This is a genomic window from Chryseobacterium sp. Bi04, assembly GCF_918698085.1.
In the GTDB taxonomy this organism is placed as follows: domain Bacteria; phylum Bacteroidota; class Bacteroidia; order Flavobacteriales; family Weeksellaceae; genus Chryseobacterium.
The window spans coordinates 375,779-393,412 of the sequence record NZ_CAKKLP010000002.1; the positions used below are offsets into that span (position 1 = coordinate 375,779).

The following is a 17,634-nucleotide window of genomic DNA, read 5'->3' on the forward strand; positions in this document are numbered from 1 at the left end:
TGAATATCTACAGGGATTCAGAGCTTTTTATTTGTTTTCTACATAATGCATCGTAAAGGAAGTCATCCTGAGAATGGAAAAGAGAAAAAGAAAGGTGTGATTTACCTGCTTTGCTGGTACTTCCGGAAACTCATCCTTATACCCGCATATTTTTCTTTGGTGAGAGGTGCTTCCCCGGTTTTTATATATTAATCTTGATAAGGTATTGGATCTTCTAAAGTGAAACTTAAGGTTAGGGTTTCATTCTTTCTCTGAACAACAATGGTGATACTTTGCCCTTCGGATGATTTCATAAGCTCTATGATGGCCTCCAGGGTCATGTCGGAAGCTTTATTTCTGTTGATGCTGATTACTTTATCATCTTTTTTGAGACCCGCTTTATCGGCTGGGGAGTCTTTTCTTACTCCTGAAATTGAAAAGAGAGGCTTCAGAGTAAATTTATATTGAAAAGAATCCCCTTTATAAACCGAATTTGTACTGGTAGTGGATGAATGAGTTTCAATTTGTACTCTTTCATGTCCCCATTCTAACCCATCCTGTCTGAAATCTAATCCACTCATATTAAAATGAAAAGGATCATTGAAATTTCGGTTTTTCTTTAAAAATAATTTTTTGTTGGCATAATCAAAAACAATACTAAACCTCCGCATAATTTCTGAACCCACAGAACCTTTTCTATTATCCACTAAATTAACATGCTGGATAGAAAATTCATCCGGCATAGCAGTCAGTGGTTTTTCAAACCGAAAGTCTCCAAGATAAAAATTATGTATCCTGCTTCTTTTACCATAGATATCTCCATTGAATCCGCGGCCCAGAAAATCTTCAATATTAGGTCTGTTATATACAAAATTTTTGATAAGAGTAGGGAAGAGCCATATCGCATCGCTGTTCCCAAGGTCAATCAAAAGTTTTGAGCTATTCTTTTCATTGGTCATCTCTACATCAGCATAAACATAAGGTTTATCTTTTTCAATTGTGATAGGGAATTCATCATATTTTCTTATTTTCTTTTTTAGCAGGTCTGCATTTTCATAGATGGTAATTTTCTTTGCCTGGTAATCTATAGAAATAGGATGATTTTTAAAAAAATGATATCCAATGACTCCATTTACGGGAATTCCTACATGAGATGAAATATTAAACTCTTCATCAAGAATAATATAAAGAGACATCGAGGTATTGATGACTGCGTCACCAATGCGGGCTGTGTTACGCTCAGATTTGAATCCATCAATACTTAGGCTTCCTCCAAGACCTGAAAATTTTATTTTTTCAACATTTTCGAGCTTAACCTCTTTGTTTTCCAGGCTGAAAAGCAGTGTTTCCGCTACACCCGTATCCACCAGAAAGGTTAATTCTGCTCCATTAATGGTGATAGGAATGAAGATAAGGTTATTGATAAACTTAAAAGGGATAACAGCTTTTTTGGTGTTGATCAGCTCAAATGAGTCCTGGGCATTTATAAAAATGCTAAACAATACACCCAGTAAAAGAAGCTTGAATTTCATTTACTGAATTTAGCGAAATTATCTTGATTGTGAATGAAAAAACATTCCAAAAGCAGGAATGTTTATATAAACTACAATAATGTAGTGTTTATCTTGAAATTATTTCAAATAAGATTATGCGTTTTTTGAATAAAAATCCATAAGGTCCATATAATTTTTTTGATTGACACCGTGTCCGCTCATATACTCCCTGAAAGTAAAATAACAGCTTAGATCATACAACAGGTCGGCAGCTTTTCTTCCCCATTCTAACGGAATGACCGCATCATCTGTTCCATGTGATATGAAAAAACGTAATTTTTCAAGTTTCTTCTTATCTTTTACAATACCATCTAACAGTTTCTCTTCCGGATATGAACTGAGACAGGCAATATTATTAAATAATTCAGGGTGCTTCAACGCCAGGGCATAACATAATATTCCTCCCTGGCTGAAACCACACAAATGAACCTTACTTTCTGTAAGACCATAATGATTGATAATTTTCAATATACTTTCCAATGCACCATCCAATGATTCTTTAGCCTGGTCCACATCAATGAAATTTTCTGGGTTGTTGAAGTCAATATCAAACCATGAATACCCTTCAAATTGGGTGTCTCTGGGTGCTCTGAAACTTATGATAAGCCAATCAGCAGGTAATGTTTCTCTGAAACTGAAAAGATCCTGTTCGTTGCTGCCATATCCGTGGAGCATAAAAAGAATAGGAGTACTGGCTGTAATATTCTCTGGTTCTCTTACTAGATAATCTAAATTCATACAGCAAATATAATTAATAAATCACATTGTAATCCTACCTTTTATGATTCGTTTGGGCAACTTATCAAAGAATATATTGTATGTGTAATGATTAGCTGGTTGTGCTGTATTATTACGTTTTACAGATTTATTTTAGTTTTTATTGATTTGATATTATTTACAATTTTTTATTGGAAATTTTTCATAAAAGTTATTTTTATATTAATAAAAAACTTATATTTGAAACATTAAAAAATCTATTTGAAGAAATGAAGCAATTTTACAAATCAAAAAGTTTACTTAGACTTTCTTTTTTATTCGTTTTATTATTTTCTGTGATTACCGTTGTAAGTTCTTGTAAAAAAGATGACGATGATGAATTTCAGGATCATGTGGTTCAGTTCGAAGTGAAAACAACTACCGGAGGAGTACTTAAAACTATTGTAACACAGGTGGGTACTAATAAAACCGATATTTTTGATCCAGTAGGAACCTCATGGAAAAGCGAAGAGTTTTTCGTGAATTCCAGTCAGGCACAATTGAATCTGGATGCCAATGCGTTACTTCCCGAAGTGGATTCAGAATTGACCATCAATCTTTGGATAGACGGCGAAATTGTAAGAACCAGCAAAAAGAAAGGAAAAGGAGTTTTAGTAGCTTCTATTGATTACAGCTTCTTAGAATTGTAAATAAAAATATTTAATATATCATTTAAAACCGCTTTTAAAGCGGTTTTTTATTTTCAGATCATATTCTGCTGTACAGCAATATTGATAAGTTCGGTAGAATTTTTTGCCTGAAATTTCTGTAATAGATTTTTACGGTGGGTATCTACAGTAAGAGGACTCAGAAACAGTTCATCGGCAATCATCATGCTTGTTTTTCCTTCTGCTACCATCTGCAGGATCTGTTTCTCTCTTTTGGTAAGTCTGGGTATAGGATGGTCATGTTGAGAAGGTTTACTGATAATCTGTCTGGTTTCATTACAGAAAACAATATTTCCTGAGTGGGCTCCCTGTATACAAACCACCAATTCATCAATCGAAGTATTTTTAAGAATATAACCACTGGCACCGTTTTGAAGGGATTGCATAATGATGCTTCTCTCAGAACGGTTACTGAACATAATGACTGAAGTATCGGGGGATATTTTTTTGATTTCCCTGCAGAGCTCCGTCCCATTAGCATCAGGCAGCGTAATGTCTAAAAGGATAATATCAACTTTATGAGATCTTATAAAATCAATAATTTCCGAACCGGAAGTAAAACTTTCTGAAACTGTAAAATGCAGCTGATTGTTCAGCATCATTTTCAATCCTTCAATAACGATAGGATGATCATCTACAATGACAATATTTATTTTTTTATTCTCCATCAATATTAAGTTCTATGTTTATCGTTGTCCCTTGAATATCTGAACTTACCTCCATTTTTCCTCTCAGGTAATTGACCCTGTTTTTTAGATTCAGGAGTCCCATACTTTTACTGGTCTTTTCTATATCTTTTTCAAATCCTTTTCCATTATCCTCAATAGTGATCAAAAAGCTCTTCCCCGATTGTGAACATTGCAGCAAAATATTACTGGCTTCAGCATGTTTAATGGCATTAGCCAATAGCTCCTGAACAATACGGTAAATATTAAGCTGAATCGTTACTGGCAGATTTTTTTCAATACCAATAGCCTGGAAATCAATTTCGAGGTCTTTCCTGATATAAAACTCACAAAGATCCTGTAACGCGGTTTCCAACCCAAAATTAAGTAAGGATTCCGGCATTAGGTTTCTTGCCACATGGCGGAGTTCACTCACAGAGCTATCTAATTGTCCCAGAATTCTATAAAACTCCTGATCTTTTTCAGCATCTAAATGGCTGGATGACCACGTGGAAAAATTAATTTTAACGCCGGCAAGCATGCCGCCCAAACCATCATGAAGATCTCTTGCAATACGTTCCCTCTCTCTTTCTTCACCATCCAGAATGGCTTTGGTGAGTGATAGTTCTTCCTTTTGTTTAATATCGTTGATCTTTTGCTCAGATATTTTTTTGTTTTTTCTGAATAAGATAAAAAAGAAAATTAAAAGACTTAACGCTAATGCCAGGATGAGACTCAATCCCCATAAGTAGGAATTTTTCTTATTTACTTCTAATTCTTTTTGTTTTTTTTCAGCGTTTAACGTGGCTATTTTTCTTTCTTTTTCAGCCGTATTAAATTTTGATTCAATCTTATTAATCTCAAGCTTTGTATTTTCGGTATTCAAACTGTCACTAAGACCGGAATATCTTTGTTCCCATACCAGCGCTTCCTTCGCATTTCCCATTTCTTCACTGAGTATGGAGAGCTGCTTATAAATAGTCTTTCGGTTATTAAGGTCAAGAGCAAGTGATTTTTCTGTTAAAATACCTTCCAGTACATTTTTAGCCTCATTGTATTTCTTTAATTTTCTTAGAATATCATATTTGTTGAAATAGAACATTTGTGCCAGCAGATTCTGATTGAATTTTTTCGCATAAAGAATGCCTTTTTCAATCACAGGCAGTGCTTCAGTATTTTTTTGTTTGGTAATGCAATACAGTGTTTTGCTGTAATAATAAAATGCATTGACGGAGGATTCCGGATAAGGGCTGATCAGCTTTTCGGCTTTATCCAAACATTTCTTTGCTTCATCTCCATTAATCTGGTAGCAGAAATTGTTGGCAGCATTGAGATAGGTGAAAAATAGTTCTGAAGAATTCGGATAATTTTTTTCAAGAATTTCTAACGCTTTAGTATTATAATTTTCAGCTTTTTTTAATTCGGCATTATACATGAGAACGACGGCAAGTTGTGTATATAGAAACCCGAGACTTCGGCTGTTTTCATATTTTTTAGCCAGCGGAATGCTTTTTTCAAGGATAATCTTAAGCAGGAAAGGGTAGCCCTTTTTATCTTTTTGTGCTACTCCATAGCTATACCATGCCGAAGATTGAAGGAGATCCGTTTCTTCAGTCCTGAACTTCGATAATCCTTTAATGGCCTGCTGATAAAAAAGAGCTGCTTTTCCCTTATTACGGTCCAGGTAATATTGCGCTTTATAAAAATCATATTTTGCCGAAAGCAAAGCATTGTTTTTGATGAATGTTTTCCCGTTTTCCAGGTACTTTCTGCTCAGAAGAGAATCAATATTCCTGTAATAATTGGACAGCAGAAAGTAAGCATCGGCTTTTGGAATATGGGAAGTCTGAGTTTTTGTAATGTTTTGCAGACTGTCTAAATAAGGTTGTTCATGAAGAGGAATAATTTGCTGTGACCGTAAACCGAAAGACAGGAATAAGCTTAATAGGATAAGTAATCTCTTCATGATGGAGCAATTCTGTATAATATTTTAAAAAATGCTCAATTTAATTAAAAATTTCAGCAAAAAAAATACCTGAATTTAGGTAGAAAAAATTACTCATTTTTCAGGATTGATAAAGTTTAGCGACTCTAATAGCTTTGCAGTTATCAAATCAATGATCATAGAATATTAAATATAGTAACTAAAATTTAAACAAAAAGATTATGAAAAAAATGAGAATGAGTCAACTGTTGAGAGGTACATTCGTGGTATTATTGGCAACCATGTTCATCGGTTTTGTTTCATCTTGCAGTAAAGATGATGACGACGATAATGTTCCTGGAAGTGGGAAAAGCCATAAAGTGGTTTTTAAAGCGATTGCTTCTACAGGAGCTGACATTGATGTAGCGGTATACGGAATAGATGGTAATCCTACAACGGCTTCAAGTCTTAGCGGTACAACCTGGACAAGTCCTGAAGTAACCTCAGAATCAGGAGCTTATAATGCTAATGTTGCAGTAAATGCCATTGGGGCAGATGCTTCTTCAACGTTGAAAGTTCAAATCTGGGTAGACGGAGAATTAAAAAAAGAAGGTACTTCCAGCGGCCAGTATTTATCGGCTTCTGCAAGCTACACATTTTAAAATCAATTATTTTCGAACGAAAAACGGCGCTGAGATAAAATCTCAGCGCCGTTTTAATAGTATATTCAGCATTAAATTACTTTTACAATAAAGTAGCTTTTTTTACCTTTTTGAAGTAACAGGAATTTACCGTCAATAAGGTCGCTTTCGCTAGCTGCAAAAGTATCATTTACTTTTTGTTTGTTTACAGAAATAGAATTTCCTTTTATTTCTCTCTGTGCTTCACTCTTAGATTTTAAGAACCCTGATTTTTCAGAAAGAAGATCAATGATGTTGATTCCCAATACCTCTGCCTTAGCAACTTCTTTTTGTGGAACACCTTCAAAAACCTCAAGGAAAATTTCTTCATCAAGGCTTACAAGATCCTCAGCGGTAGAACGTCCAAAAAGAATTTCCGAAGCTTTTAATGCCTTTTCATATTCTTCTTTTCCGTGTACCCAAATAGTAACTTCTTCAGCTAGTTTCTTTTGAAGTTTTCTCTCATGGGGAGCTGTTTTGTGTTCTTCAATTAAAGCTTCAATTTCTTCTTTTCCTAAGAATGTGTAGAATTTAATGAATCTTTCAGCATCCGTATCAGTAGCATTCAACCAGAACTGATAGAATTTGTAAGGTGAAGTTTTCTTTTTATCCAGCCAATAGTTTTCTCCACTTTCAGATTTTCCGAATTTAGAACCGTCAGCTTTTGTAATCAAAGGAACGGTTAATGCAAATGCTTCACCCTGCGCCTTTCTACGGATCAGTTCTGTTCCTGTAGTGATATTTCCCCACTGGTCAGAACCTCCCATCTGAAGTTTTACATTATTGTTTTGGTACAGGTGAAGGAAATCATATCCCTGGATCAGCTGATACGTAAACTCAGTAAAGCTCATTCCGTCTGCACCTGCTTCTCCTGAAAATCTTTTCTTTACAGAATCTTTAGCCATCATATAGTTGACCGTGATATTCTTTCCGATATTTTTAGCAAAATCAAGGAACGAAATATTCTTCATCCAATCATAGTTGTTGACTAATTCTGCTTTATTAGGTTCGTTTCCATCAAAATTTAAAAACCTTGAAAGCTGGTTCTTTAAACAGTCAACATAATGTAAAAGCGTCTCTTCATCTAAAAGATTTCTTTCTGCAGATTTTCCTGATGGATCTCCAATCATACCTGTGGCGCCTCCTACAAGAGCAATAGGTTTGTGTCCATGCTGTTGGAAGTGAGCAAGAATTTTTATCTGGATAAGACTTCCGATATGTAAAGAGTCAGCTGTCGGATCAAAACCAATATATGCAGTAGTTACCTCTTTATTCAGTTGTTCATCGGTTCCGGGCATCATATCGGCATAAAGACCACGCCATTTAAGTTCTTCTATAAAGGAATTCATTGATTTTTTCTTTAAAAATTTTACGGGGCAAAGATAGTAAATTCAGAAGTATGAAGGGGCAAAAGGGGAAATTTGCTGATTGATATATTTACCAATTCAGTTTTCCTCTCTCTTTGAATTTTCATCCAAATATGCTATATTTGTTAGTAATGAACGACGAACAGCTATTTCTGCTCATTCAAAAAGCCAAGGACAAGGACCAAAAGGCTCAGACTAAACTCATTAATGTTTTTTGGGTGGATGTTTTCTCTTTTGTGATGAAAAAAGTAAAAGATGAAAATGATGCTGACGAAATTACCGTGAACGTCTTTTCCAAAGTCTTGTCGAAGCTGGATATGTTTGATCCTCATTTCCAGTTTAAAACCTGGGTGCTTACCATAGCACAGAATACGGTCATTGACTTTTGGAGAAAAAGAAGCCGTGAAAATGAGGATGCCGTTGAAAACCTTGATGAGGTTAAAAATCAATATGCGAAATCTCCTGAAGAGCTGATGATTTCCAATGAAGAGCAGAAAAAGATTATTAAGACTATAGAATCTTTAGATGCCAACTACCAGGATATTATTAAGCTGAGATTCTTTGAAGAGAAAAGCATTAAAGAAATTGCGGAAGAACTTGGCATTTCTGTTGCCAATACCAAAGTGAGGGTGATGCGTGCCAAGAAAGTATTGGCCGAGCTGCTTAAAAATAATGAGTTTGACGACAACTAAACGCTATCTGTCTTTTTAAGAATAAGTAAATTAAATATTTCAATTATAAATTACCCATTCCTGAACTCGGAGTGGGTTTATTGTGATAAAATATAGTGAGAAACTCCTCCTGAAGACTTAATTCATTGAAAAGGCTTATGGTATATTATAAGATTCAATATGTAATGGCTGTTTATTGGGAAATTAAGTAATAATAACAGATTATTACGGAAAATAGACGGTGGAATTGATCCTTCGGGTTCTATTTTTTCGTAACTTTCGGTGTTTTAAAAATGAAAAGAATGACTTCAAAGGAAAAAGTTGCTGCGCTTCGTGAAGAAATGCAGAAAAATAATGTTGATGCATTTATAGTATATTCTGCAGATCCCCATATGAGCGAGTATCTGCCCGAAGAATGGCAGGAGAGAGCCTGGTTGTCAGGATTTCTTGGTTCTGCCGGTTTTGTGGTAGTAACCAAAGATAAAGCGGGACTGTGGACAGACGGAAGATATTTTACACAAGCTGTGGATGAACTGGAAGGCTCGGGAATCGAACTTTTTAAAGACGGAATAGAAGGAACTCCTAATTATATAGATTGGATCATTTCGGAAATTCCTGCAGGAGGTAAAGTGGCCGTCAATGCTTTAGCAGCTTCTCATGCTAACTGGGAACTACTTTCTCAAAAATTTAATTCAAAAAATATTGTACTGGCTGATATTCCTCTTTTAAAAGAAGTTTGGAAAGAAAGGGGTACACCATCAAAAAATCCAATCTTTGTACATCCTGTAGAAAGAGCAGGCCAGTCTGTAGCGGATAAAATTTCTGCTATCCGTCAGAAAATGGAGGATCAGGATGCAACTGTTCACATTATCTCAAGTTTGGATGATGTAGCATGGACTTTAAACCTTAGAGGAAGTGATGTACAGAGCAATCCTGTATTTTTAGGATATATTGTGATCACTAAAAATGATGCGGTTTTATTCACAGACCTTGATAAAATGGAAGTTGCTGCCAGAAAGCAAATGGATGACTCTTTTGTGAAAATGATGCCTTATGAAGAATTATATAATTATCTGAAAGCATTCAAAAATGAAAAAATACTGGTTTCTCCAAACACAAACCAACAGATTTTTGAAACTTTAAAAACAGATAACCAGTTTATCAAAGCTCCCGTTCCCGGAAATCTGATGAAGGCTCAAAAAAATGAAACTGAGCTGGAAGGTTTCAGAAAAGTAATGGCGAGAGATGGAGTCGCTATGGTGAAATTCCTTTACTGGCTGACCCATAATGCAGGAAAAGAAGCCATGAACGAATATTCTATCGGTGAAAAACTGAGAGGCTTCCGTGCGGAAGGAGAAAATTTTGTGGGCGAAAGCTTCGGTTCCATTATAGGGTATAAAGGTAATGGTGCTATCATTCACTATTCTGCAAAGAAAGAAGGAAGCAAAGACGTGACTAATGAGGCAAGTATCCTGGTAGATTCAGGAGGACAGTATCTTGAAGGCACTACAGATATTACAAGAACTTTTGCTTTAGGAACTGTTTCCGAAGATTTCAAGAGAAATTCAACATTAGTATTACAGGGGCTGATCCGTTTATCCATGGTAAAATTCCCGAAAGGAACCAAAGGTGTACACCTTGATGCCATTGCCAGACTTCCGCTATGGATGGATGGTAAAGACTACAACCACGGAACAGGACACGGTGTGGGAAGTTTTATGAATGTTCATGAAGGACCTCAAAGTATCAGAAAAGATCTGAATCCACAGGATCTTCTTCCGGGAATGGTATGTTCCAACGAACCAGGATATTATCTTGAAGGAGAATACGGGATTCGCCATGAGAATCTGATTGCCGTAAAAGAAGCAGAAACAACAATTCACGGGACTTTCTATGAATTTGAAACACTGACATTCTGCCCGTTCTTTAAAGATACCATAGTGAAAGAAATTCTTTCAGAAAGTGAAATTGCATGGTTAAATAGCTACCATAAGACCTGCGAGGAAAAGATCGCTCCTTATTTGGAAGGAGAAGTTAAAGAATGGTTCCTGCAGTTGGTAAGCCCTCTTTAGAAATTTGTGTTGATAAGGAATAGCCTTCAGCACAGCATTTAGCGTTAACAGAATAATTGTTAGATACATTTAAAGTCCTGTAATTTTGTTACAGGGCTTTTTTCTTTTATACAACCGTATTTTTACGGATAAAACTTTAGTGATTCCCCTGATAGAAGGCAATGAAGAGCTGCCTATATTTGCATCAACATAAACATCATATCTTCATATACATAACTCAATCAGTTTTTAAACGGTAGTAAAATCATTCCAGGATGGAATGGTTTTACTTTTTTGTAAAATATGACGATTCATAATGGGAGTTCATTTTATTTTTCTTTATAGTTTGTAGTCCGGTAATTTTATTTTCATCCTGTTTTTATTTATTTTCGCTGTATTCAAGTGGGAGTGGCAATAATTTTAAAAAACTATGATACAGGATTATTTTCGAATGTTTAATATATTTTCAGAAAATGAAATTGAAGAGGTGTTACATCTTTTTGAAATAAGAAAAGTAGAAAAGAACGAATGTTTTGTTCGGGAAGGTGATAACTGTAAAGAAATAGCATTCATAGAATCCGGAATTTTCCGTTCGTATTATATTTCTGATGACGGCAAAGATACCACTTACTGTTTCAGGTTTCCCAACGACCTGATGGCTTCCTATTCCTCATTTATTTCAGGTGCTCCAAGTATGGAAACTATGCAGGCTATCTCCAATGCCGATCTGCTTATTTTGAGAAAAGATAAAATAGAAGAACTGGTTCGTAATAATCCGAATTGGACATTATTTTTAAAAGCAATAGCCGAGCAGGAATATATGGAGCTTGAAAGAAGATTCTTCCAGCTACAACGCAATAATGCTGCCCAGCGGTATGCTGATTTACTTAAAAACCAACCGGACTATATCCAGAATATTCCCCTGCAGTTCCTTGCTTCTTATCTTGGCATTACTCAACGGCATTTAAGCCGTATCCGAAAGGAGATTTCTTTTTAGACATTTGTCCTGTTTATTGATTCGTAAGCTCTATAATTTTGTAAAAAAAATAGATGGAGCATAATATTCTGATTATCGGTGGAACCGGATTGGTAGGCAAGACAATTGCCCGTATTTTAGAAAAAAGAAATCCTCATTTCAACATTTTTATTGGAGGACGTAAAGGAGGAAAAACTGATAAAGATTTAAAGATTGATGTCACAGATCCTGGTTCTTTTAAAGTTATTTCTGAGAAAAAAATTAATCTCATCATTCTTTCTGTGAATGATAAAACGGATCAGGTTCTACGGTTTGCCATTGACAATAGTATTGATTATTTAGATATCACCAAACCTACTCCTGATCTGGTAAAAGCATATGATGTGGCAAAGAGTAGTAAAGTCAATAACAGGATTGTATTCAGTTCAGGATGGATGGGAGGAATTGTCCCGGGATTGGCAAATACACTTTCAGATGGCACGGAAGATATCCGGGAGATCAAACTTTTTGTCTATTACTCTATTAAGGATCTGGCCGGAGAAAGCTCTGCTCATTTTATGGCAGAAAATGTAGCGGTTCCTTTCAGCCACTATAAAAATGATAAACCTGTTTCTATCAGACATTTTTTAAATACTGAGGTTTTTGATTTTTCTTTTGGAATAGGAAAACGGAGTGCTTATAATTTTGATGTTCCTGATCTTTATATTTTAAACCGGGTAGAAAGAGTTCCTGATGTCAGTGTAAAAATGACTTACAATTCAAAATTTATTACCTGGCTGCTTGGTTCTTTTCAGTACCTGAGGATATTCAGTATCTTATCTTTAAAAGAGAGAAAGATGATCTTTGGATCCAGTGGAAATGGGGACCAGTCTGTTTTTGAAATTGTGGTAAAATACAAGGGAAAGTACAGGAAATTAAGCTTGCAGAGTACAAAAGGACAAGCCGAACTGACTGCCTTATCAGCGGTTCTGCATACGGAAGAGCTCTTGAGGAACCCTCATGAAAATAAGGTTTATTTTGGACATCAGCTGCATGAACCCTTATCATTACTGGCTCAGCTTAATGCCTATGAAACCATTACTATAAACGTAACGCAATGAAAAAAATAGCCATTATCAATGGGCACCCGAATAAAGATTCGTTCAATTTCGGAATTGCTGATGCGTACAGAAACGGAGCAAAAGAAGCAGGGGCAGAAATACAGGATATTACAATTGCCGATCTCCATTTTAATCCTAACCTGCAATTCGGATATCAAAAAAGAATGGAGCTGGAGCCGGATTTACTGAAAGCCTGGGAAACCATCCAATGGGCAGATCATTTGGTATGGATACATCCTGTTTGGTGGGGTGGTCTGCCCGCCATAACAAAAGGCTTTATAGATAGGCTTTTCTTACCCGGAATGGCTTTTAAATATAGGGAAAACTCTGTATGGTGGGATCGGTTTCTGAAAGGAAAAACAGGACATATTATTACAACCATAGATCAGCCGGGCTGGTATTACCATTTGTTTTTCGGTAGGCCCAGCGTTAACCAGCTTAAAAGGTCTACTCTGGAATTCTGTGGTGTGAAGCCGGTAAAGGTGACTTATGTTGGAGTAATCAGGGGATCCAGGGAAGAACAACGGCACCAATGGCTGAAAAAGGTTAGAGTACTCGGGGAAAGACTGAAATAGAAACGTTGCTGCTGTTCCCATATTTTAATTTTATCTGACAATTATAGACTCTAATTGTCAGATAAAATTTTGAGCAGGACTTATAATCCTTTCTTTCCTTCTATCCAATATGCCTGTGACCTGATGCATCTTGGAGGTATTCCTTTTGATTTTAGGAATTTTCTGATGAGTGTCATTGTATTTCCGTTTCCTGTTAAATAGAAAATAACATTATCATTATATATAGCCTTTTTTTCTTCCCTTAAAAAATCAGTTAAGGATTCAATAATGACCATGATATTATTCTTTGGAGCATGGTACCCATATAAACCCAGGATTTCCAGCGCTGAAGGATCTTCCAGTTCATGGAGGCAGCCAAATAAAACGTTGTTTTCTTCTGCAGCTTCCTTAATGGCAAGAGAACTTCCCAGGGATGTTTCATCACCAATTGAGAAATGCATTATCGCATCGGGATCAAAAAAGCGTTTTCCCCTGGGGATTAAAATTTTTATTGAATCTCCTGCTGAAAGCTTACTTATGAAATTACTTCCCGCAGCTGCTGTATCATGAATATGAAAGAGAATGTCAAATGTACCTGCCTCTCTGTTGAAATTAAAAGGTGAGTAGTTACGGAAATCCCTGTCGTTTACCCTTATTCCTATGGCATAGGCCGGTTCGTAATGAACATCCTGCAAATCTGTGGCAAAGCGTATACAGTGAAGCTCATCAGTAACTTTCTTTTTATCGATAACAGTACAGTCTTTAAACTTTGAAGACCATACATTTTCTACAGTATCATTGATCCATTTTGGTAAGCTTGGCATACATAATTTTTATAGCAAAGGAAGCTGTAAAATTAAAATATAGCGATAGCTGTTTCAGGGAATTAGTTGGATTATTCGTGGATTACTTTCCGTTTTTATTTTTATCCCGAAATTCTGACGGGGGTTGGCCTGCCAGTTTTGAAAATAAACGGCTAAAATAAGTGTGATCACTATATCCCAATTCATAGGCAATTTCCTTTACTGTGAGATGGGTAAAGGCTAATAATCTTTTTGCTTCTATGATAATTTCCTGATGGATCCAGTATTGTGCGGGCTTTCCGGTCACTTCCCGGATAACTTCAGTGAGATATCCTCTTGAAATATTCAAAAGTTCAGCATATTCTGATGGACTTTTCGTGGTTTTATAATTTTCCCTTACCCTAATTCTGAAAGCTCTTGCCAGCTGTAAAGAACGGTTTTCACCGGATGCTTCAGAGGCTGTTTCACGGGAATATATAAAAGCAAACATGCCTACAAAAGCATTCAATAAAGATTGAATAATCAAAAGCCCTTCTTTAGAGGTAAATGTTTCTTCAGTAAAAGAAGTCTGAAGCATAGCGGCAGATGCATTTATTTTTTCTATCCAGTTTTTATCAATTATAATGGGTTTCACCTCTTCCAGAGATTCTTCAAAAACAGCCCGTACGGTATCCGGAACCCAATCTGCCTTTACGGCTACAAACCAACCGTTCACGTCTTTCATTAAGAGTCCCTGATGTACCTGATTGGGTAGTATACAGAAAATGGATGTATCCTGAGATTCTATAATTTTAAAATCAACCATCATTTTTACATGGCCGCTTTCCATACAGGTGAAAATATAATGACTGTCACGGTGGATTCCTTTATCAAAAAGAAGATTTTCCGGATGTTGATAATGCTTATCCATTCTTTTAATAAAAAAATGGTGCTCAGAAATATCGCTTAAGTCATAGGTGGGTATGGTATGCTTCATCTTTTATTTTGCCTTCGAGAATGCCATCTTTATGGCTAAACAGGTCAGTACACTTGCCATAAACCACTTTTGTACTCTTATCCAGGCGGGGTTGTGGGCAAAGAATAAAGCCACTCTTGCCGCAGTTAATATGATTAAAAAGTTAACGCTAAAACTTACCAGAACCTGTATAACACCAAGCTCCAAACTCTGGATCAGTACTGATCCATATTCAGGTTTGATAAACTGTGGAAAAAGGGATAGGTAAAAGACAGCTACCTTAGGATTGAGCATACTGGTTAAAAAGCCTATACTGAAAAGCTTTTTAGGACTGTCATGAGATCCGTTTTCATCTACTTCAAAAATGTTTTTGCTCTTAGGTTTAATGGCTTGATAAGCTAAATACAAAAGATAAATAATTCCTACTGTTTTAAGGACGGTATAAGCGATGGGGACCGCAAATAATACGGCGGTAAGCCCAAAAGATACCATAACGATGTGAAACAGAAATCCACAGACTACCCCAATCAATGAAATAAACCCTGACTTTTTCCCCTGCGTTATTGATTTGGATATCAGATAGATCATATTGGGCCCCGGGCTGATTACAAGAACAAGTGCAGCCAGGATAAAGAATAAAAGCTCGTGGAATGGGATCATAGTTTAAAGAAGTTTTAAATGAGATCGTTTTGTAGTACAAAGATACATACTGATTGTCATGTTTTTTGAAAAAAAATAGATGGATATTAATTTTAATTACGTTGTATTATGTTTTCCACACAAAAGTGATTTAAAAATAAATAGGAGTGTGTTTTTTTTGTAAATTTCAACACATAAAATAATTATCATTCACAAATAGCTATTATCATGACGACCGAAAACATCTTTGAAGCCATTAAAAAATGGCAAAATCTTATTGATTCTTACAAAAATGGAAATGATAAGGATGGAGAAGAAATTTTGAATTATTTAAATCAGGGAACTCATTTCAGTGTTTCAGGAGCAGAAATTGAACACTGGAAAAGAAATCTTACAACAGAGCACAAAAGAATTCATGCTTACGTAGGTATTCATGGGGAGCAGCTGAAGTTTTTTCTGATTGATTCTAAATGTGATAAAGACGCTGATTTTAATTCAATTTTTATTAAAGAATTTTCCCGTGGTTTTGCAGAAGAGAAAATGGAAAGCAGTAATGATACTGAAGTAAACCCACCTTCCATTACTTCTGAATCGGCTATAAACCGAAACTTCAGATGGAATATGTTTGGTACTGCCTGGCTACAGGCTCAGCAACCTGAAGATTTCTTTCAATTGATTTCTATTCCATTTTCAGATTACGAAAAAATGGGGATTACAGGAAGTCAGACGTGCATTTGTTTCTTTGGGCTTACGGATAATTTAGAAAAAAAAGATTCTGATTTTCCTTATCATATAGAAATTATTACTGTAAAAAGTTTAGCAATTAATCACATGAGCGAAACTGCAGAAAATTATTCTACGCCACGGCCTCCATTTACTGTTGATAGTCTCAGTGATTATCAACTTTTGAAGCAAAGCACCGGTGTTTTCGTATAACAGCCTATCCCTGTATTTGCAAATTATGATTAATCTTGTTTTACTGACAGGGTTGATTGTACTGATAAAAGAAGGGATAAAAACAAAGTTTCCTGTGATCCTACTGCTTTCAGGAGAACTGATACTGGAGATGACGGACTTAACTGGCCGGCTGATGAAATTAAACACCTTCAATACCTATAATTATGCACTCAGCCAGTTTTTTGGTTTGGTGGCCCTTACGGCAGTTTATAGCAGTTATTATATTCAGCTTTCCCGCGAAATCAGATGGATAGTCTATTGTTATGCAGGGATATTGCTGATCGGTAATATATTATACATACAAAATGGTACATCGGTTACTTTCTATTCTAATATCATAAGCAGCATTATTATTTGCAGCTATGCAGCTTCTTATTTCATGAAAATCATCAGAGAAGGAAGAGTTGAAAAGAGTATGTTTATTGTAAACATCATTGTTTTTTTATTCTTTTCTGTTGAATGTGTGATCTCTACTACTTTTAATTTTTTAATCAGCAACCATCTGGGTTGGGTAGGGCCCATCTGGCTTTTTAGAGGCGTTTTGTTATTGGCTTTTTATATTGCTTTTATTAATCTGGGATGTGGCGTTGGGAAAATCAGAATCAGGTAGTTGTATGGATATGGATCGGTATCGGACTATTTTTTTTAACAACATTATTCATCACGTTATTGATTATCAATTATTTAAAAAGTATAAAAAAAAACAAAAAGAAAGTGGCGGCACTCGTCCGGAATACAAAAAAAGAATATGGAGAAAATATGCTGAGTTTACAGGAACAGGACAGGGAGCGCCTGGCAGAAGAACTTCATGATAATATTATCTCACAGCTGAATATTATTCGTTTGACTATCAATGAGAAAAGTACGGAAGAGCTTAGTATCGATTTAAAGAGGTCTATGCAGCTGGTACGGGAGCTGTCTCATAATCTGACTCCTCCTGATCTCAGTGAGATTGACCTGGCGGATTTAATTGCTGATTATCTCAAACAGATAAATAAAAATATAGAAATAATTTTCCGTCATATTACTGTAGAAATACCGATCAGTAATCCCGTAAAACTGAATCTCTTTAGAATTGTTCAGGAATTAATTACCAATATTCTGAAACATGCTGAGGCCAGCAGGGTTGATGTTTCCCTGAGGATATCTATAAATTACCTGATGCTGACCATAGAAGATAATGGTTGTGGTTTTATCGTAAGCAACCATTCAGGTGGTATAGGGCTGAGAAATATTCAGTCAAGAGCACAAAAAATTAAAGCAATTTATAAACTTAAAACACAGCCTGAAAAAGGAACAAAATTTATAGCCTGCATGGCAATACAATAAAAAAAAT

The 17,634-nt window shown here is 35.7% G+C and carries 18 protein-coding genes; 10 read left to right on the forward strand and 8 right to left on the reverse strand.

The genetic code is table 11. The annotated features are described in order from the left end of the window. Positions 1-188: 188 nt before the first annotated feature. Both LQV47_RS05985 and LQV47_RS05990 read right to left on the reverse strand, forming a co-directional pair. Positions 189-1,511 (reverse strand): PDZ domain-containing protein, encoded by a 1,323-nt coding sequence (locus LQV47_RS05985; RefSeq protein ID WP_230034859.1) that lies wholly within the window; start codon positions 1,509-1,511, stop codon positions 189-191. Positions 1,512-1,625: 114 nt separating this feature from the next. Then, positions 1,626-2,270 carry an alpha/beta fold hydrolase gene (locus tag LQV47_RS05990; protein ID WP_230034861.1) on the reverse strand — a complete coding sequence of 215 codons (645 nt, stop codon included), beginning with the start codon at positions 2,268-2,270 and terminating at the stop codon, positions 1,626-1,628. A 248-nt stretch (positions 2,271-2,518) separates the two neighbouring features. Between LQV47_RS05990 and LQV47_RS05995 the strand changes: the two genes are divergently transcribed. Continuing rightward, positions 2,519-2,938 carry a hypothetical protein gene (locus LQV47_RS05995; RefSeq protein WP_230034863.1) on the forward strand — a complete coding sequence of 140 codons (420 nt, stop codon included), beginning with the start codon at positions 2,519-2,521 and terminating at the stop codon, positions 2,936-2,938. A gap of 53 nt (positions 2,939-2,991) precedes the next feature. Here LQV47_RS05995 and LQV47_RS06000 read toward each other — a convergent pair whose 3' ends face one another. Both LQV47_RS06000 and LQV47_RS06005 read right to left on the reverse strand, forming a co-directional pair. Continuing rightward, positions 2,992-3,624: a response regulator transcription factor gene (locus LQV47_RS06000; protein WP_230034865.1), complete on the reverse strand. Its 633-nt coding sequence runs from the start codon at positions 3,622-3,624 to the stop codon at positions 2,992-2,994. Beyond that, positions 3,614-5,587, reverse strand: a complete 1,974-nt coding sequence (locus LQV47_RS06005; RefSeq protein WP_230034866.1) for an ATP-binding protein — start codon at positions 5,585-5,587, stop codon at positions 3,614-3,616. The genes LQV47_RS06000 and LQV47_RS06005 overlap by 11 nt, the downstream gene beginning before the upstream one ends. Before the next feature lie 200 nt (positions 5,588-5,787). Between LQV47_RS06005 and LQV47_RS06010 the strand changes: the two genes are divergently transcribed. After that, positions 5,788-6,207, forward strand: a complete 420-nt coding sequence (locus LQV47_RS06010) for a hypothetical protein (protein ID WP_230034868.1) — start codon at positions 5,788-5,790, stop codon at positions 6,205-6,207. A gap of 71 nt (positions 6,208-6,278) precedes the next feature. Here LQV47_RS06010 and tyrS read toward each other — a convergent pair whose 3' ends face one another. After that, the gene (tyrS, locus tag LQV47_RS06015; protein WP_230034870.1) at positions 6,279-7,574 is read right to left on the reverse strand and encodes a tyrosine--tRNA ligase; all 1,296 of its coding nucleotides are present in this window, start codon (positions 7,572-7,574) and stop codon (positions 6,279-6,281) included. Between the two features lie 149 nt (positions 7,575-7,723). On the opposite strand from tyrS, the gene LQV47_RS06020 reads away from it, so the two are divergent. From LQV47_RS06020 to LQV47_RS06040, 5 genes are all read left to right on the forward strand, one after another. Beyond that, the gene (locus LQV47_RS06020; RefSeq protein ID WP_230034872.1) at positions 7,724-8,284 is read left to right on the forward strand and encodes an RNA polymerase sigma factor; all 561 of its coding nucleotides are present in this window, start codon (positions 7,724-7,726) and stop codon (positions 8,282-8,284) included. A gap of 281 nt (positions 8,285-8,565) precedes the next feature. Beyond that, positions 8,566-10,335: an aminopeptidase P family protein gene (locus LQV47_RS06025; RefSeq protein ID WP_230034874.1), complete on the forward strand. Its 1,770-nt coding sequence runs from the start codon at positions 8,566-8,568 to the stop codon at positions 10,333-10,335. A 409-nt stretch (positions 10,336-10,744) separates the two neighbouring features. Beyond that, positions 10,745-11,311: a Crp/Fnr family transcriptional regulator gene (locus LQV47_RS06030; protein ID WP_230034876.1), complete on the forward strand. Its 567-nt coding sequence runs from the start codon at positions 10,745-10,747 to the stop codon at positions 11,309-11,311. A gap of 53 nt (positions 11,312-11,364) precedes the next feature. After that, positions 11,365-12,390, forward strand: coding sequence for a saccharopine dehydrogenase (locus LQV47_RS06035; protein WP_230034878.1), 1,026 nt, complete (start codon positions 11,365-11,367; stop codon positions 12,388-12,390). After that, complete coding sequence (locus LQV47_RS06040; protein ID WP_230034880.1) at positions 12,387-12,965, forward strand: NAD(P)H-dependent oxidoreductase; 579 nt, start codon at positions 12,387-12,389, stop codon at positions 12,963-12,965. The genes LQV47_RS06035 and LQV47_RS06040 overlap by 4 nt, the downstream gene beginning before the upstream one ends. 80 nt (positions 12,966-13,045) lie before the next feature. On the opposite strand, the gene LQV47_RS06045 is transcribed toward LQV47_RS06040, so the two are convergent. The 3 genes from LQV47_RS06045 to LQV47_RS06055 form a co-directional block, all read right to left on the reverse strand. Continuing rightward, a complete protein-coding gene (locus LQV47_RS06045) occupies positions 13,046-13,768 on the reverse strand; it encodes an FAD-binding oxidoreductase (RefSeq protein ID WP_230034882.1) in 723 nt (240 codons plus the stop codon). Between the two features lie 82 nt (positions 13,769-13,850). Next, positions 13,851-14,723, reverse strand: coding sequence for an AraC family transcriptional regulator (locus LQV47_RS06050; protein ID WP_230034884.1), 873 nt, complete (start codon positions 14,721-14,723; stop codon positions 13,851-13,853). Positions 14,724-14,726: 3 nt separating this feature from the next. Next, a complete protein-coding gene (locus tag LQV47_RS06055; RefSeq protein WP_115918461.1) occupies positions 14,727-15,362 on the reverse strand; it encodes a LysE family translocator in 636 nt (211 codons plus the stop codon). 207 nt (positions 15,363-15,569) lie between these two features. Between LQV47_RS06055 and LQV47_RS06060 the strand changes: the two genes are divergently transcribed. Genes LQV47_RS06060 through LQV47_RS06070 form a run of 3 tightly spaced genes read left to right on the forward strand, consistent with a single transcriptional unit; the run spans position 15,570 to position 17,627 of the window. Then, positions 15,570-16,277, forward strand: a complete 708-nt coding sequence (locus LQV47_RS06060; RefSeq protein ID WP_230034889.1) for a hypothetical protein — start codon at positions 15,570-15,572, stop codon at positions 16,275-16,277. Positions 16,278-16,302: 25 nt separating this feature from the next. Continuing rightward, complete coding sequence (locus LQV47_RS06065; protein ID WP_230034890.1) at positions 16,303-16,908, forward strand: hypothetical protein; 606 nt, start codon at positions 16,303-16,305, stop codon at positions 16,906-16,908. Further along, the gene (locus LQV47_RS06070) at positions 16,878-17,627 is read left to right on the forward strand and encodes an ATP-binding protein (RefSeq protein WP_230034891.1); all 750 of its coding nucleotides are present in this window, start codon (positions 16,878-16,880) and stop codon (positions 17,625-17,627) included. The genes LQV47_RS06065 and LQV47_RS06070 overlap by 31 nt, the downstream gene beginning before the upstream one ends. Positions 17,628-17,634: the final 7 nt, after the last annotated feature.

Excerpts from the sequence above, each read along its gene's own strand:
- LQV47_RS05985 (WP_230034859.1), bottom strand. The coding sequence starts at position 1,511 with ATGAAATTCAAGCTTCTTTTACTGGGTGTATTGTTTAGCATTTTTATA.
- LQV47_RS05990 (WP_230034861.1), bottom strand. The coding sequence starts at position 2,270 with ATGAATTTAGATTATCTAGTAAGAGAACCAGAGAATATTACAGCCAGT.
- LQV47_RS05995 (WP_230034863.1), top strand. The coding sequence starts at position 2,519 with ATGAAGCAATTTTACAAATCAAAAAGTTTACTTAGACTTTCTTTTTTA.
- LQV47_RS06000 (WP_230034865.1), bottom strand. The coding sequence starts at position 3,624 with ATGGAGAATAAAAAAATAAATATTGTCATTGTAGATGATCATCCTATC.
- LQV47_RS06005 (WP_230034866.1), bottom strand. The coding sequence starts at position 5,587 with ATGAAGAGATTACTTATCCTATTAAGCTTATTCCTGTCTTTCGGTTTA.
- LQV47_RS06010 (WP_230034868.1), top strand. The coding sequence starts at position 5,788 with ATGAAAAAAATGAGAATGAGTCAACTGTTGAGAGGTACATTCGTGGTA.
- tyrS (WP_230034870.1), bottom strand. The coding sequence starts at position 7,574 with ATGAATTCCTTTATAGAAGAACTTAAATGGCGTGGTCTTTATGCCGAT.
- LQV47_RS06020 (WP_230034872.1), top strand. The coding sequence starts at position 7,724 with ATGAACGACGAACAGCTATTTCTGCTCATTCAAAAAGCCAAGGACAAG.
- LQV47_RS06025 (WP_230034874.1), top strand. The coding sequence starts at position 8,566 with ATGACTTCAAAGGAAAAAGTTGCTGCGCTTCGTGAAGAAATGCAGAAA.
- LQV47_RS06030 (WP_230034876.1), top strand. The coding sequence starts at position 10,745 with ATGATACAGGATTATTTTCGAATGTTTAATATATTTTCAGAAAATGAA.
- LQV47_RS06035 (WP_230034878.1), top strand. The coding sequence starts at position 11,365 with ATGGAGCATAATATTCTGATTATCGGTGGAACCGGATTGGTAGGCAAG.
- LQV47_RS06040 (WP_230034880.1), top strand. The coding sequence starts at position 12,387 with ATGAAAAAAATAGCCATTATCAATGGGCACCCGAATAAAGATTCGTTC.
- LQV47_RS06045 (WP_230034882.1), bottom strand. The coding sequence starts at position 13,768 with ATGCCAAGCTTACCAAAATGGATCAATGATACTGTAGAAAATGTATGG.
- LQV47_RS06050 (WP_230034884.1), bottom strand. The coding sequence starts at position 14,723 with ATGAAGCATACCATACCCACCTATGACTTAAGCGATATTTCTGAGCAC.
- LQV47_RS06055 (WP_115918461.1), bottom strand. The coding sequence starts at position 15,362 with ATGATCCCATTCCACGAGCTTTTATTCTTTATCCTGGCTGCACTTGTT.
- LQV47_RS06060 (WP_230034889.1), top strand. The coding sequence starts at position 15,570 with ATGACGACCGAAAACATCTTTGAAGCCATTAAAAAATGGCAAAATCTT.
- LQV47_RS06065 (WP_230034890.1), top strand. The coding sequence starts at position 16,303 with ATGATTAATCTTGTTTTACTGACAGGGTTGATTGTACTGATAAAAGAA.
- LQV47_RS06070 (WP_230034891.1), top strand. The coding sequence starts at position 16,878 with ATGTGGCGTTGGGAAAATCAGAATCAGGTAGTTGTATGGATATGGATC.